This window comes from Streptomyces sp. CBMA123, from assembly GCF_014596465.1.
Classification (GTDB): Bacteria; Actinomycetota; Actinomycetes; order Streptomycetales; family Streptomycetaceae; genus Kitasatospora.
On sequence record NZ_MECK01000617.1, the window covers coordinates 1 to 13118 of the forward strand.

Annotated in this window: 11 protein-coding genes and 1 pseudogene; 7 read left to right on the forward strand and 5 right to left on the reverse strand. The window is 73.0% G+C overall.

Annotation, left to right across the window (positions count from 1 at the left end):
* From BG452_RS40520 to BG452_RS40530, 3 genes and pseudogenes are all read right to left on the reverse strand, one after another.
* A pseudogene (locus tag BG452_RS40520) lies at positions 1-351 on the reverse strand (hypothetical protein); the annotation flags it as partial.
* Complete coding sequence (locus BG452_RS40525) at positions 348-1238, reverse strand: AAA family ATPase (RefSeq protein ID WP_188309364.1); 891 nt, start codon at positions 1236-1238, stop codon at positions 348-350. The gene BG452_RS40525 and the pseudogene BG452_RS40520, both read right to left, overlap by 4 nt.
* A gap of 183 nt (positions 1239-1421) precedes the next feature.
* Complete coding sequence (locus tag BG452_RS40530; protein WP_188309365.1) at positions 1422-2093, reverse strand: Tat pathway signal sequence domain protein; 672 nt, start codon at positions 2091-2093, stop codon at positions 1422-1424.
* Positions 2094-2691: 598 nt separating this feature from the next.
* Between BG452_RS40530 and BG452_RS40535 the strand changes: the two genes are divergently transcribed.
* The 3 genes from BG452_RS40535 to BG452_RS40545 all read left to right on the forward strand — a co-directional run bounded on the left by BG452_RS40535 (position 2692) and on the right by BG452_RS40545 (position 4836).
* Entirely contained in the window at positions 2692-3444 is a 753-nt protein-coding gene (locus BG452_RS40535; protein ID WP_188309366.1) for a TetR/AcrR family transcriptional regulator, read from the forward strand.
* 139 nt (positions 3445-3583) lie between these two features.
* Complete coding sequence (locus BG452_RS40540; protein ID WP_188309367.1) at positions 3584-4240, forward strand: DUF6230 family protein; 657 nt, start codon at positions 3584-3586, stop codon at positions 4238-4240.
* A gap of 2 nt (positions 4241-4242) precedes the next feature.
* Positions 4243-4836 carry a DUF6114 domain-containing protein gene (locus tag BG452_RS40545; protein WP_411293094.1) on the forward strand — a complete coding sequence of 198 codons (594 nt, stop codon included), beginning with the start codon at positions 4243-4245 and terminating at the stop codon, positions 4834-4836.
* A gap of 217 nt (positions 4837-5053) precedes the next feature.
* Here BG452_RS40545 and BG452_RS40550 read toward each other — a convergent pair whose 3' ends face one another.
* A complete protein-coding gene (locus BG452_RS40550) occupies positions 5054-6181 on the reverse strand; it encodes an NAD(P)-dependent alcohol dehydrogenase (protein ID WP_188309368.1) in 1128 nt (375 codons plus the stop codon).
* Between the two features lie 159 nt (positions 6182-6340).
* On the opposite strand from BG452_RS40550, the gene BG452_RS40555 reads away from it, so the two are divergent.
* The 3 genes from BG452_RS40555 (at position 6341) to BG452_RS40565 (ending at position 10053) form a co-directional block, all read left to right on the forward strand.
* Complete coding sequence (locus tag BG452_RS40555; protein ID WP_188309369.1) at positions 6341-7249, forward strand: helix-turn-helix domain-containing protein; 909 nt, start codon at positions 6341-6343, stop codon at positions 7247-7249.
* A gap of 97 nt (positions 7250-7346) precedes the next feature.
* Positions 7347-8630, forward strand: a complete 1284-nt coding sequence (locus BG452_RS40560; RefSeq protein WP_188309370.1) for a globin domain-containing protein — start codon at positions 7347-7349, stop codon at positions 8628-8630.
* A gap of 64 nt (positions 8631-8694) precedes the next feature.
* Positions 8695-10053 carry an alpha/beta hydrolase gene (locus tag BG452_RS40565; RefSeq protein WP_317621464.1) on the forward strand — a complete coding sequence of 453 codons (1359 nt, stop codon included), beginning with the start codon at positions 8695-8697 and terminating at the stop codon, positions 10051-10053.
* Positions 10054-10419: 366 nt separating this feature from the next.
* Here the strand turns inward: BG452_RS40565 and BG452_RS40570 are convergent, their stop codons facing one another.
* The gene (locus BG452_RS40570; RefSeq protein WP_188309371.1) at positions 10420-11823 is read right to left on the reverse strand and encodes a selenium-binding protein SBP56-related protein; all 1404 of its coding nucleotides are present in this window, start codon (positions 11821-11823) and stop codon (positions 10420-10422) included.
* A gap of 258 nt (positions 11824-12081) precedes the next feature.
* Here BG452_RS40570 and BG452_RS40575 point away from each other — a divergent pair, with 258 nt between their 5' ends.
* Positions 12082-13053, forward strand: a complete 972-nt coding sequence (locus BG452_RS40575) for an alpha/beta hydrolase (protein ID WP_188309372.1) — start codon at positions 12082-12084, stop codon at positions 13051-13053.
* Positions 13054-13118 lie beyond the last annotated feature (65 nt).

Consider the following 13118-nt stretch of genomic DNA (forward strand, 5'->3'; position numbering starts at 1 on the left):
CAGGCGTTCGCGCAGCTGCTCGCGCAGCGGGTCGGGGCGGCCGAAGCGGGGCGGCTCGGGGTCGTCGGGCACCGGCGGCGGCGAGCCGCGCAGGGCCTCGGGGGTGCCGACGCCGAGCGGGAAGAACAGGTCGAAGGCGGCGTCGAAGACGGCCCGCTGGCCGTCCGAGCGCAGCAGGGCGGCGGCCAGGCCCGCCCGCATCTGCTCGCGGTCGGTGAAGCCGAGGACGTCGAGCACGGCGGCGGCGTCCACCGTCTCGGACGGGCCGATCCGCAGGCCGTGCCCGCGCAGGGCGCGGACCAGGCCGGTGAGCCGGGCGGCGGTGTCGGTGGGCCCCGGGGTGGTGCTCACGCGAGGGTGAGCTTCTGGGCGGCCTTCCGGATGTCGTCCTGGTGCTTGAGGATCACTCCGAGGGTGTCCTGGACGACGGCGTCGTCCAGGGTGTCCGCGCCGAGCGCCAGCAGAGTGCGGGCCCAGTCGATGGTCTCGGCGACGGACGGCGCCTTGCGCAGCTCCATCGCGCGCAGCGCGCCGACCACCCGGACCAGCGAGGCGGCCAGGGTGTCGTCCAGGCCGGGCACCTTGAGCCGGACGATCCGGCGCTCCAACTCGGCGTCCGGGTAGTCGAGGTGGAGGAAGAGGCAGCGGCGGCGCAGCGCCTCGGAGAGCTCCCGGGTGGCGTTGGAGGTCAGCAGGACGAAGGGGCGCCGGCTGGCGGTGATGGTGCCGAGTTCGGGGACGGTCACCTGGAAGTCGCTGAGCACCTCCAGCAGCAGCGCCTCCACCTCGACGTCGGCCTTGTCCATCTCGTCGATCAGCAGGACGGTGGGCTCCTCGCCGCGGATGGCGGTGAGCAGCGGGCGGGTGAGCAGGAACTCCTCGCCGAAGATGTCGCCGCGGGCCTGGTCCCAGCCCTCGTCGCGGCCGGCGGTGATCCGCAGCAACTGCTTGGCGTGGTTCCACTCGTAGAGCGCCCGGGCCTCGTCGATGCCCTCGTAGCACTGCAGCCGTACCAGCCGGGCCGCGCCCAGTGCGGCGACGGCCTTGGCGAGTTCGGTCTTGCCGACCCCGGCGGGGCCCTCGACCAGCAGCGGCTTGCCGAGCCGGTCGGCCAGGAAGACGGTGGTGGCCACGGCGGGGGAGGCGAGGTAGCCGGTGGCGGCGAGCCGCTCGGCGGTGTCCGCCACCGAGGTGAAGAATCCCGTGCCGTCGCCGTTCCCGCTGCTGCCGCTGGCCATCTGACCCGCCCCGTTCCGGTTCGCCGTGCCCGTGCCGTCGGGCTCGTCGCGCCGGGCCCGTGCGGCGCCACCCTACCGGCCGGTCACTTGCTTGTCTCGGGGGATCGGCCGGTGCGGTGGAGCGGCGTACGCCGGGCCGTGGCCCGCCGTACGCCGCTCGCGTGGATCCGCCGGCCCGGGGCGTCAGTTGACGTACAGGACCGGGCTGCCGGCGACCGAGGTGTCGGTGACCGGGCCGTAGCTGGCGCTGAAGTAGCCGGTCGAGAAGCACAGGCCCGGGCCGGAGACCAGGGTGGCGGCCTGGTTGGCGAAGCTGATGCTGTTGCCGATGTTCGAGGTGGAGCCGGTGATGCCGCTGGGGCTCTGGTAGACGCAGTTCACGGTGCCCAGCAGGGTGTTCAGGACCACCGTGATGCCGACCGGGCCGGCGCTGGTGCCGTTGAGCGAGACGTTGTTGCCGGAGCCCGAGGTGACGGTGTTGGTGTACGGCAGGCTGGTGGCGGTGACGCTCTGCACGCTCATGACGCCGAAGACGCTGGAGGTGCAGGAGTCGAAGGACTGGCTGTTGAGCTGCTCGGTCGCGCTGCCGGGAGCGGCCGGGTTGGACGTCACGGTCGCGGAGAACGAGGAGTTGGCACAGCTCACCCCGTTGGTGCTGCCGGGGCCGTCGGTGAAGGTGGCGGCGGTGCCGGAGGCCAGGTTGGCGACCAGGGTGTCGCCGACGGCGATGGCCGGGCCGGACGCGCTGCCCTGGGTCATGACGGCGGCGGCGTCGGCCTGGGCCGGTGCCACCGCGGCGCCGGTGAGGGCGATGGCGGCGAGGGATGCGGCTGCGAAGGTGCGACGGATGCGCATGAGGGTGCCTCTCTCCGTCCGGGGGACGGGTGGGGGATCCCCGCGTGCCGGAGTGGTGGTGTGCACGGCGGGGGGAGGTGCATGGCGTACCGGGAGCCCCGCCGGACCGCGGCTGCGGGCGGGCCCGGCGCCACGGGCCCGCCCGTGCGGTAGGGCGGTGTTCGTGCAGTGCGGCGGTGTTCTGCCGTGCGGCGTCGCGGTGCGACGGCGTTTCGCGAGGTACGGCGGATCGCCGTGCGGTGCGACGGTGTGGTGCATGGTGGTGGTGCCTGGTGCGGCGTGCGTGGTACATCGTGCGAGGGGCCCGTACGGCGGTGCCGGGTACGGCAGTTCGGTACCCGGCGGGCCGGAGGGTTCGGTCCGGTGCCCGGCGGCACGGCGTGCGGCCGTGCGGACGTGCGGTGGTGCGGGGTGCACGGGCGGCTGCCACCGCCGCGGACCCGGATCGGCCCTGGTCCGGTGGCCCGGGCGGCTCGCCCGGGGCCGTCGGAGCCCCTGGTTTCCGCCGGTGGTGGCCTGCGCACCGACCGGTTGGAAACCTGGCAGTGTTGTAAACCCGGCGTTCCGTCAATGTCAATACAGGACACAGGAGTTGGTGATGGATACCAAAAACCTCCGGAGTGCCGACGTGGTCCTGCTGCCAGGTGCCCGGACCGGCCGGGACCCGGCCAGGTCGATCAAGCCGGGCCCGCGCCGGCTGCCCGCCGGAGTGGTCGCCGCGACCCAGCGCGAGCGGCTGCTGGACGGGCTGGTCCGGACGGTGGCCGAACGCGGCTACCAGCACGCGACGGTGAGCGACATCTGCCGCGCGGCGGGCGTGACCAGGCCGGTCTTCTACGAGCTGTTCAGCGGCAAGGAGGACGCCTTCCTGGCCGCGCACCGGTACGGGACGGGGGTGGTGATCCGGCGGATGGCGGCGGCCTTCGCGGCCGAATCCGATTGGTGCGCCGGGATTCGGCAGGCGCTCGGGGCGATGCTCCAACTCCTCGCCGGGACACCGTCCTTCGCGACCATGGCGGTGATCGAGATCGAGGCGGTCGGCCCGGACGGGCGGCGCGAGCGCGATCAACTCCTCACCCGGTTCCGGGTGTTCTTCGCCGAGGTGCCCCAACTCCCGGGCGGGGTAGGGGTGCAGGAGATGACCGATGCGGTGGTGGGTGGCGTCTACAGCGCGGTGTACCGCCGGATAGCCGCCGGCTGCACCGATCAACTTCCCGAGTTACTACCGGCGTTGAGCATGTTCTGCCTCGCGCCGTTCCTCGGGCCGGCCGAGGCGGCCAGGCGGCTCGGGTCGAGGATCGGTGAAGATCCTTCGTGCACCCGTATTGACCCGGCGAATACCGGGCAGTAGCTTCCCAGTTACTCAACGCGCTCCGACCGGATCCGCCCCGCTGCCGAGGGGCGGACGGCCCGGTCGGAGCGCGGAACGCTGTCCGCGCCAGGGCAACGTGCCAGTGCCTGCACACCCAATCCATTCACAGGGAGCACACATGGCCATGTCCGAGGAAGCCGCCGCCGCGGCGGAAACGCCGCCGACGCCGACCGGGACCAGAAGAGGACGGGTCCGGATGAAGCGCTCTGCCCTGATGGCCGTACCGGCCGTCGCGGTCGGGGGCATCCTGATGACCCTCACCGCCCAGGGCGTGCTCGCCGCGCAGTTCTCCATCTCCGGCATGCCGTTCACCATCACCGCCGACAAGCTCGACGGCGACGGCTTCGCCCAGTTCGGCTCGCTGGACCACATGATCCCCGGCAGCCCCAACCAGGGCCACACCGGCGGTCAGGTGCTGGTGGCGGTCTCGGCGATCAAGACCGCCGAGATCACCAACCTGTGCCAGAGCGTGGACCTCGGCGGCGTCAGCCTGGTGATCCGTGCGGGCGACCAGGGCACTCCGGTCTCCGCCTCCGACCTCACCACCGACTCCGATCTGCTGTCCGGCGACGCGGAGTTCAAGAACATCGAGATCGGCGGCGACGCCAGCACCTACACCAAGGCCGGCCCGGTCGGGAAGGGCCAGCCGGGCGTCTTCGGCCAGCAGGCCGACCACGTCCAGCTGACCCACCTCAACCAGCACAACTACGCGAGCACCGCCGTCGGGTTCAAACTGCCCAACCTGCGGCTGAGCTTCAGCTCCAAGGGCTGCTGAGCATGGCGGAGTCCGTACCGGAGCAGGCCGGGACCGGCGAGGGCGCCGCCGCGCGGACCGAGGAGGTGACGGTCGAGGGGACGGCCGCCACGCCCGCCGCGCCGGCCGCCTCCGTCGCCGGCCCCGCCGCCGCTCCCTCGGGAGCCATCGCGAACGCCGCGCCCGCGAGCCCCGCGGGACCGGCCAAACGCGACTGGCGGGGCAACCGGCCGTTCTGGGGCGGGCTGCTGGTGACGCTCGGCGGTGCCGAGATCCTGTTGACGCTGTGGGCCCCGCTTCCCCTTCTGCTGCACATCTCGCTGGTCGGCCTGGCCGGCTACCTGGTGCCGGCGGTGATGGTGCTGTGCGGCCTGCTGATCCTGTTCAACCCGACCCAGCGGCTGTTCTACTCCATCCTCGCCGTGCTGGCCTCGCTGGGCAGCTGGGTGACCTCCAACCTGGGCGGTTTCGTGATCGGGATGCTGCTCGGGATGGTGGGCGCCTGTCTGACCTTCGGGTGGCTGCCCGACCAGCCGCTGCGCCGTGGGCGGCAGCGGCGGGAGGACCGGCGCGCGAAGCGCCGGGCGGGGGCCGGGGCCAGGACGGCCGGGGTCTGAGGACCCGCGCCCGAGGGGTCGGGTCCGAGCGCTGGGGTCCGAGGGCTCGGGCCTGAGGCTTCGGACCTGAGGCTTCGGGGCCGAGAGGCAGGGGACCGCGGGAAGGTTCCGCCGGGAGTCATCGGCGGCGCCCCGCGCACCGGTGGTGGGAGAGCACCGGGTGCGCGGGGCGTTCCGTCCGGTTGCCGGCGGGCGGCGGGCGGCAGGCGGCAGGCGGTCAGATGGTCGAGGCGTCGATCACGAAGCGGAACCGGACGTCGCCGGCCAGCACCCGCCGGAACGCCTCGTCGATCTGCTCGGCCCGGATCAGCTCGATCTGCGCCGTGATGCCGTGCTCGGCGCAGAAGTCCAGCATCTCCTGGGTCTCCGGCAGCCCGCCGATCGCCGAACCCGCCAGCGAGCGGCGCCCGATGGCCAGCGGGAACGGGTGCAGCGAGACCGGCTTCTCCGGCACGCCGACCTGCACCATCGTGCCGTCGGTGCGCAGCAGGCCGATGTAGGCGGTCAGGTCGAGATCGGCGGAGACCGTGTTGACGATCAAGTCGAAGCGGCCCGCGAGCTCCTCGAAGGTCGCCGGGTCGGAGGTGGCCCGGTAGTGGTCCGCGCCGAGCCGCAGCCCGTCCTCGCGCTTGCGCAGCGACTGGCTCAGCACGGTGACCTCCGCGCCCATCGCGTGGGCCAGCTGCACGCCCATGTGGCCGAGCCCGCCCAGGCCCACGATCGCGACCTTCTTGCCCGGCCCGGCGCCCCAGTGCGCCAGCGGCGAGTACAGCGTGATGCCCGCGCACAGCAACGGCGCGGCGGCGTCCAGCGGCAGGGCGTCGGGGATGCGCAGCGCGTACGCCTCGTCCACGACCAGCTCCCTGGCGTAGCCGCCGTAGGTGGGCCGGCCGTCCTTGCCGGTGGCGTTGTAGGTGAAGACCATGCCGCCCTCACCGGTGCAGTACTGCTGCAGGCCGGCCCGGCAGTTGTCGCACTCCCGGCAGGAGTCGACGAAGCAGCCGACCCCGACCCGGTCGCCGACCCGCCAGCGGGTGACGCCCGGGCCGACCTCGCTCACCACGCCCGCGATCTCGTGGCCCGGGACCATCGGGAAGATCCCGTCGCCCCAGTCCTCGCCGACCTGGTGGATGTCGGAGTGGCAGATGCCGCAGAACTTGATGTCGATCAGGATGTCGTGCTCGCCGACGGCGCGCGTGGTGACAGTGGTCCTCGCCAGCGGGGCGTGCGGGAGCCGGGCCGCGTAGGCGGCGACGGTGCGGGTGGCGGCGGTGTCCGGGGTCGTGCTCTGCTCCGTGCTACCGGTCGTGCCATCGATCGTGCGCTGCGTCGTCTCGTTCGTCATGCCCACCAGACTGCGGCGGGGCGGCGGGGCCAACCAGACCAGCGCTTGTCGTACGAAGACGGCGCGTACGAAGACCGGACGTACGACCGCGGAACGTACGCACGGCAGTATCACCCTCGCCCGCCCCCCGGCCCGTCCGCCCGCCCGCATACTGCAGTCATGGACCAGCGCACCGAACTCAGCGAGTTCCTCCGATCCCGCCGCGCCCGGCTGCGGCCCGAGGACGTGGGCCTGCCGGAGGGCGCCGGCCGCCGGCGGGTCCCGGGGCTGCGCCGCGAGGAGCTGGCCCAGCTCGCCGGGGTCAGCACCGCCTACTACACCCGGCTCGAACAGGGCCACGGCGAGAACGTCTCCGCCGCCGTCCTGGACGCCATCGCCCGGGTGCTGCGCCTGGGCCCCGCCGAGCGCGACCACCTCGGCCGGCTCACCGAGCCCGCCCGCCGCCGCCCCGGCCGGGCCGCCGCCGCCCGCCCGCAGCGGGTGCGGCCCGCGCTGCGGCAACTGCTGGACTCGATGGAGGGCGTGCCCGCGTACGTGCTCGGACGGCGGCTGGACATCATCGCCTGGAACCGGCTCGGCACCGCCCTGCTCGGCGACTACGGCGCGATGCCGCCCGAGCAGCGGAACATGGCCTGGCACGTCTTCCTCGACCCGGCCGCCCGCGCCCTCTTCGAGGACTGGGAGGGCAAGGCCAGCGACGTCGTCGGCCTGCTGCGCCTGGACGCCGGACGCTACCCGGACGACCCCGGGCTCGCCTCGCTGGTCGGCGAACTCTCCGTCAAGAGCGAGGACTTCCGGCGGCTGTGGGCCACCTACCGGATCAAGGACAAGGCCCACGGCACCAAGCGGCTGCGCCACCCGGTGGTCGGCCCGCTCAGCCTGCAGTACGAGACGCTGCGCCCGGCCGGGGACACCGATCAGGTGCTGGTCGCCTACCACGCCGAACCGGGCTCCGGTTCCGCCGAATCGCTGCGGCTGCTGGCGAGTTGGGACGCCACCGAGCGGCGGGCGGAGAGCGGCGGACAGACCGGGCCGGCCGGACAGGCCGCGTCCGAGCAGAGCCGGTAGCCGCCCGGTCGCGGCGCCGAGGGCCGATGGTCCCGGGGGCGCCCGGGGCCATCGGCCCTTCTCCCGCCCGCCGGCCCGGCGGTTGACTGGGCAGGTTATGGACAACAGCAGCCAGGCCGCCGTGGCCGCCACCGCCACCGCCGAGTACGACCGTCTGATCGCCCGCCACCACGCGATGAGACTGCGGCGCCAACTCCTCACCCCCGCAACGCCCTCGGGGCCCGGGCCCGGGCCCGGAGCCGGCGCCGGAGCCGACGTCGGCGGCGGAGAGCGTTACGGCGGCGGCGAGGGCCACGACGGCGCCGCGGACCAGTGGCTGATCCGGCGCGAGCTCGAAGCCGTCGCCCCGCTCTCGGAGCTGATCGACCACCTCTACACGGTCATGTTCCGCCGCCGACCGTACCTGCGACCGCTCTTCCCCGCCTCGATGGAGTTCCAGCGGGCCCACCTGGAACGCATCTTCCACCACCTGATCGACCACCTGCACCAGCCCGCCGAACTGGCCCGGATGCTCCGCCAACTCGGCCGGGACCACCGCAAGCTGGGCGTCCGGCCGGTCCACTACGAGGCCTTCGAGGAGGCCCTGTGCGCGGCCCTGCGGCACCGGGCCGGCGAGCGGTGGGCCGAGGAGCTCGAAGCCGCCTGGGTGCGGATGCTGCGTTTCGCCGTCGGCGCCATGGTCGCCGGCGCCGACTCCGCCCTCACCGAACCCCCGTACTGGCACGCCGTGGTGACCGGCCACCAGCGCCGCCGCCCCGACCTCGCCGTCCTGCGGGTGCGCACCGGCGAGCCGTACCCCTACCGGGCCGGCCAGTACGGCACCGTCGAACACCCGGCGCTGCCGCACACCTGGCGGCAGTACTCGATGGGCTGCGCCCCGCGCGGCGACAACGAGTTGGAACTCCACGTGCGCCGCACCGGCCCCGGCGGCGTCAGCGCGGCGCTGGTCGAGCGCACCGCCGTCGGCGACCGGCTGCGCCTCGGCCCGCCGCGCGGCAGTCTGCTGCCCGACGGCGACGCCCGCGACCTGCTGCTCGTCGCGGGCGGCACCGGACTCGCCCCGATGAAGGCGATCGTCGAGCAGCAGGCGCTGCACCGCCCGCCGGGCCGCCGGGTGCACCTCTTCGTCGGCGCGCGTGACCGCACCGACCTCTACGACTGGCAGGCGCTCGCCGAACTCGGCCTGCACAAACCCTGGTTGTCGCTCACCCCGGTGACGTCCGGCCGGCTCGCGGACACCGTCGCGGCCGCCGGGGACTGGCGCGAGCACCTGGCCTGCGTCAGCGGGCCTTCCGGGATGGTCGCCTCGGTGAGCTCCCAACTGCTGTCGGCGGGGCTGCCGTTGGACCGGGTGCGGTTCGACCGGGTGGTCTACCGGTAGCCCTGCTCCGTCGTAGGTCCAGCGGTGGGGCTCGGCGTCCTGTTCGTCGTCGGCCAGGACGAAGGTGGCGCTCGACGATGCCGGCGAAGGGGGCCCGCGCCGCACGACATACTCCCGGCGGATTACTCCGGTACGTCGCGGGGGCTACGGACGACACCGGAATGTTTGCATCCACGGGCTGATTCGATACGGAGCTGCGGAACCTAGCGTCGACCCCATGAAACGCAATCGCCGAATCAGCGCCGTCGCGGCGCTGGCGCTCGCCGCCATCGTGACCGGAACCGGCACCGGGTTCGCCGCCACGACCACACCGTCGGCCACACCGGTGGCCACGCACGCCTTCGACAGCGCACCGGCCACGGCCACGGCGCCCACGCCGTCCTTCCACGGCACGCTCCCCGCGCCGACCGGCCCCTACGCCGCGGGCGAGGACATCATCCACCTCACCGACGCGAACCGTCCCGACCCGTGGGTGCCGTCATCCGGCCCCCGCCAACTGACCGTCACGATGGTCTACCCGGCCGTCCCCGGGACCGGGACGCCGGCCCCTTACATGACCCTCGCCGAGGCAGCCGGACACATCCAGCAGGCGAAGATACCGGCGAGCTCCGGCATCACCCCGCAGAACGTTTCCAGCATCACCACGCACGCCTTCGACGGCGCGCGGCCGCAGCGCGGCAAGCATCCGCTGGTGCTCCTCTCACCCGGGTTCGGGGACCAGCGCTCGGCGCTCACCTCGCTCGCGACCGAACTGGCCAGCCACGGCTACGTCGTCGCGCTCGTCGGCCCCACCCACGAGGACGGCGGTGAGACGCTGGCGAACGGCGAGACGCCGCCGTGCGCGATCTGCGATCACCCGGAAACGATCGACTTCGACGCCGTCGCCGCCGGCCGCGCGCTGGACATGTCCTTCGTGATCGACCAGTTGACGCACGGCAAGAGCGCGTGGCGGCTGGCCCACCTCATCGACAAGCACCAGATCGGCACGGCCGGACACTCCATCGGCGGAGCCTCGGCCGCCGCCACGATGATCGCCGACCCGCGCGTACGGGCCGGAGTGAACATGGACGGCTCCTTCTTCCCGGCCCCGATGCCCGGCCAGATCAACCGGCCGTTCCTCATGCTGGGCAGGGCCGACGTCCACTCGGCCGGCGGTGGCGACAACTGGGGGAAGGCCTGGGCCGCCCTCGGCGGCTACAAAAAGTGGCTGGCGGTCACCGGCGCCAACCACCCCACCTTCACCGACATGGACCTGCTCATGAAGGAGGCCGGGTACCCGACGCCGCCCCTCGACCCCGAACGTGGAATCGCGATCACGCGTGAGTACGTGACGGCGTTCTTCGACCAGGCGCTGAAGGGGATCCACAGTCCGCTGCTGGACGGCCCCTCGCCGAACAATCCGGAAGTACTCTTCCAGCACTAGTGCGGCGCCGCGTTGATCCTTCGGGGGTTCGTGCGGCTTGGAGTGGGCTGCCGTCGTAGGTCCGGCGGTGGGGCTTGGCGTCGTGTTCGTCGTAGGCCAGGACGAAGGTGGCGATGGCCGCGGCCGGTTCGTCGCGGGAGGCGAACCGGCCGCGGCGCGGTGGACGTCGGGTCAGGGCGGTGTGCAGAACAGCTCGACTTGGTTGACGCCCTCGACCGCGCCGTCGGCCTCCACCTCGGCGACCCCGCCGGCTGACCGGCAACCCCCGAAGGATCAACGCGGCGAGGTGCGCCTGTGCCCTGGGGGTGCCTCCCGGCCGAAGGCTGGGGGAGCGTCGCCCCGCAGGCGGGAGTTTGACGACCAGGCCTAGCGGTAGCAGTAGGAGTCCGAGGAGGCGTCCCCGCCCGCCAGGTGGGTCTGGTGGAGGCGCAGGCCCCGGAAGTCGGCGCCGTGCGGGAAGAACCGCTCGTCGACGCTCAGCCCGCCGGCCACCGGGTCGGCGTCCAGCTTGACCAGCCAGGGCTCGATGCCGTCCGGGTAGAACTGGTCGTCCCAGGCGCCGTAGAGGGAGTTGGTGAGGTAGAGCCGCCGTCCGTCCCGGCTGATCTCCACCATCTGCGGGGCCCCGCTCAGCGGCCGCCCCGGCTCGGCCGGGTGGGGTGTCCGGGCGGCGACTCCGCCCAGGCGGACGGAGGAGGCCAGCCGGGGGTGGAACGGGTCCGAGACGTCGTACTGGAACAACTCGCCGGTGCCCCAGGCCGAGACGTACAGCCAGCGGTCGTCCACCGACAGGTTGATGTCGGTGACCAGTGGCGGGACAGCCCCGAACGACCTCAGCGCGGGCGGCAGTTGCTCGGCGGCGGCGGGCTCGGCGGGGATCTCGATCACCTTGCGCGCGGTGAACGCCGGGCCCTCCCGGTACCAGAGCCAGACCGAGGAGGAGAGGTCCTCCACGTTCACCACCACCCCGGCGAACCCCCACTCCGCCTGCGGGTCGTGCGCCGGGCGCAGCTCCAGCACCATCTGGTACTGGTCCCCGAGGTCGACCCGCTGGAGGTGCCGCCCGGTGCCCAGCTCCCAGAAGTGCAGCGCGTGCCCGTACTTGCGGGCGAGCAACTGCTCCGGCAGCACACCGTCCTCGATCATCCACGGGGTGCCCCACTCGCTGGTCACCCCGATGTCCGTCCCGAGGTGCCACCAGACGTCGTAGGCGAAGTGCTGCGGCCCGCGCTCCGTCTCCCAGGGGCGCAGCACCTCGAAGGTGGTGTGGTCCAGCAGCGCCACCCCGCCGGGCCCGTCGCCGCCCTCGCCGGAGCCGAGGCAGGAGAGGAAGACCCCCTCCGGCCCGCAGTGCAGGGTGTGCGGCCGGGAGTAACCCGCCCTCGCCGCCAGCTCCTTGGCCTCGACCGTCTTGACCAGCCGGGGGCGCACCGGATCCGGGTGGGTGTCCATCACGTGCAGCCGGGAGGAGCGCAGCCCGGGCAGCAGCAGGAACCGCCGCTCCGGGTTCTGGTGGCAGGCGTGCGCCAGGGCGCTGGAGCAGGCGTTCCATCCGAAGTGGTGCAACTCATCGCCGAGGGTGGGAAGTTCGGAGAAGTTGAGCACCTTCCCGTAGCTCGCCGAGGCCGGATCGGTGTCCACGGTGAGCAGGGCGTCCGGCTGCCGGGCCGACCGGTCGAACCCGGCCACGTAGGCCAGCTTCTCCGGCGGCGCCGCGATCGCCTCGGCGGCCGAACGGTACAGGGATGGATCGGTATGCCCGTGCTGCATGCAAACTCCCCAACTCGCCGTCTCTGTCCGGGAAGCGTTCCACACGACCACCGGCGCACAGGAGGCGCACGGGAAGCGGTCGGGAGGCGGCCGGGAGGCGCGGACGCGTACCCCGGCGGGGTACATGACAGCCCGGACGGCAGCATCGGCGCCGCCGCCGGTCGCCGCCGGACCTACCGGCCGGTATGGTCGGGGGCGGAAACGGGCGGTCACCTGCGGCAAGGGCAGGCGGAGCAGAGGGAACGGGTGCGGCGGCAGATGGAGTTTCGGGAAGACATCCTGGGTGCCCCCTACGAGGCGGCCGAGCTGACGCTGCGGCCCGACGACGAGGGGGCGGTCTGCGCGACCCTCGTACGGCGGCTGGTGCCCGGCTCGGAGCGGGCCGTGCTGTACGTCCACGGGTACAACGACTACTTCTTCCAGACCAACCTGGCCGACCACTACACCGCCCTCGGCTTCTCCTTCTACGCCCTGGACCTGCGCAAGTACGGGCGCTCGCTGCGCCCGCACCAGTCGCCGAACTTCGTCCGCGACCTCGCCGAGTACGACGAGGAGATCGACGAGGCGGTGCGGATCATCCGCGAGGTGGACGGCCACCGGCAGTTGCTGCTGAACGGGCACTCCACCGGCGGCCTGGTCGGCGCCCTGTGGGCGGGGCGCCGGGCCGGGCGCGGGCTGGTAAACGGGCTGTTCCTGAACAGCCCGTTCCTGTCGATGCCGGCCGGGGCGGCCGTGCGCACGGCCGGCGGCCCGGTGGTGACGGCGATCGGGCGGATGAAGCCGACCCGGATCCTGCCCTCCTCGCTCAACCCCCACTACACCCACAGCCTGCACCAGGACCACAAGGGCGAGTGGGACTTCGACCTCACCCTCAAGCCCGCCGAGGGCTTCCCGCTGTACGCGGGCTGGCTGGCCGCGATCCACCAGGGGCACCGGCGGCTGCGGCGCGGGCTGGGGATCGACGTGCCAGTGCTGCTGATGGCCTCCACCAAGTCGATCTCCACCACCACCTGGCACCACGCCCTGCACCACGCCGACGCGGTGCTGCGCGCCGACGACATCGCCGCACAGGGGCCCCGGCTGGGCCGGCACGTGACGATCGTCCGGATCGAGGGCGGCATGCACGACCTGGTGCTCTCCGGCGAGCAGGCCCGCAGCACGGTGTTCGCCGAACTGGACCACTGGCTCGCGGCCTACCTGGACGTCCGGCCGGTGGGGGAGAACGCGTGACGGACCAGCCGGTGCCGGACGGGCCGGAGCCGCTGCCGGACGAGTCGGAGTCGGACGAGCCGGTG

Excerpts from the sequence above, each read along its gene's own strand:
- BG452_RS40550 (WP_188309368.1), bottom strand. The coding sequence starts at position 6,181 with ATGACGAACGAGACGACGCAGCGCACGATCGATGGCACGACCGGTAGC.
- BG452_RS40535 (WP_188309366.1), top strand. The coding sequence starts at position 2,692 with ATGGATACCAAAAACCTCCGGAGTGCCGACGTGGTCCTGCTGCCAGGT.
- BG452_RS40560 (WP_188309370.1), top strand. The coding sequence starts at position 7,347 with ATGGACAACAGCAGCCAGGCCGCCGTGGCCGCCACCGCCACCGCCGAG.
- BG452_RS40570 (WP_188309371.1), bottom strand. The coding sequence starts at position 11,823 with ATGCAGCACGGGCATACCGATCCATCCCTGTACCGTTCGGCCGCCGAG.
- BG452_RS40525 (WP_188309364.1), bottom strand. The coding sequence starts at position 1,238 with ATGGCCAGCGGCAGCAGCGGGAACGGCGACGGCACGGGATTCTTCACC.
- BG452_RS40540 (WP_188309367.1), top strand. The coding sequence starts at position 3,584 with ATGGCCATGTCCGAGGAAGCCGCCGCCGCGGCGGAAACGCCGCCGACG.
- BG452_RS40555 (WP_188309369.1), top strand. The coding sequence starts at position 6,341 with ATGGACCAGCGCACCGAACTCAGCGAGTTCCTCCGATCCCGCCGCGCC.
- BG452_RS40530 (WP_188309365.1), bottom strand. The coding sequence starts at position 2,093 with ATGCGCATCCGTCGCACCTTCGCAGCCGCATCCCTCGCCGCCATCGCC.
- BG452_RS40575 (WP_188309372.1), top strand. The coding sequence starts at position 12,082 with ATGGAGTTTCGGGAAGACATCCTGGGTGCCCCCTACGAGGCGGCCGAG.
- BG452_RS40545 (WP_411293094.1), top strand. The coding sequence starts at position 4,243 with ATGGCGGAGTCCGTACCGGAGCAGGCCGGGACCGGCGAGGGCGCCGCC.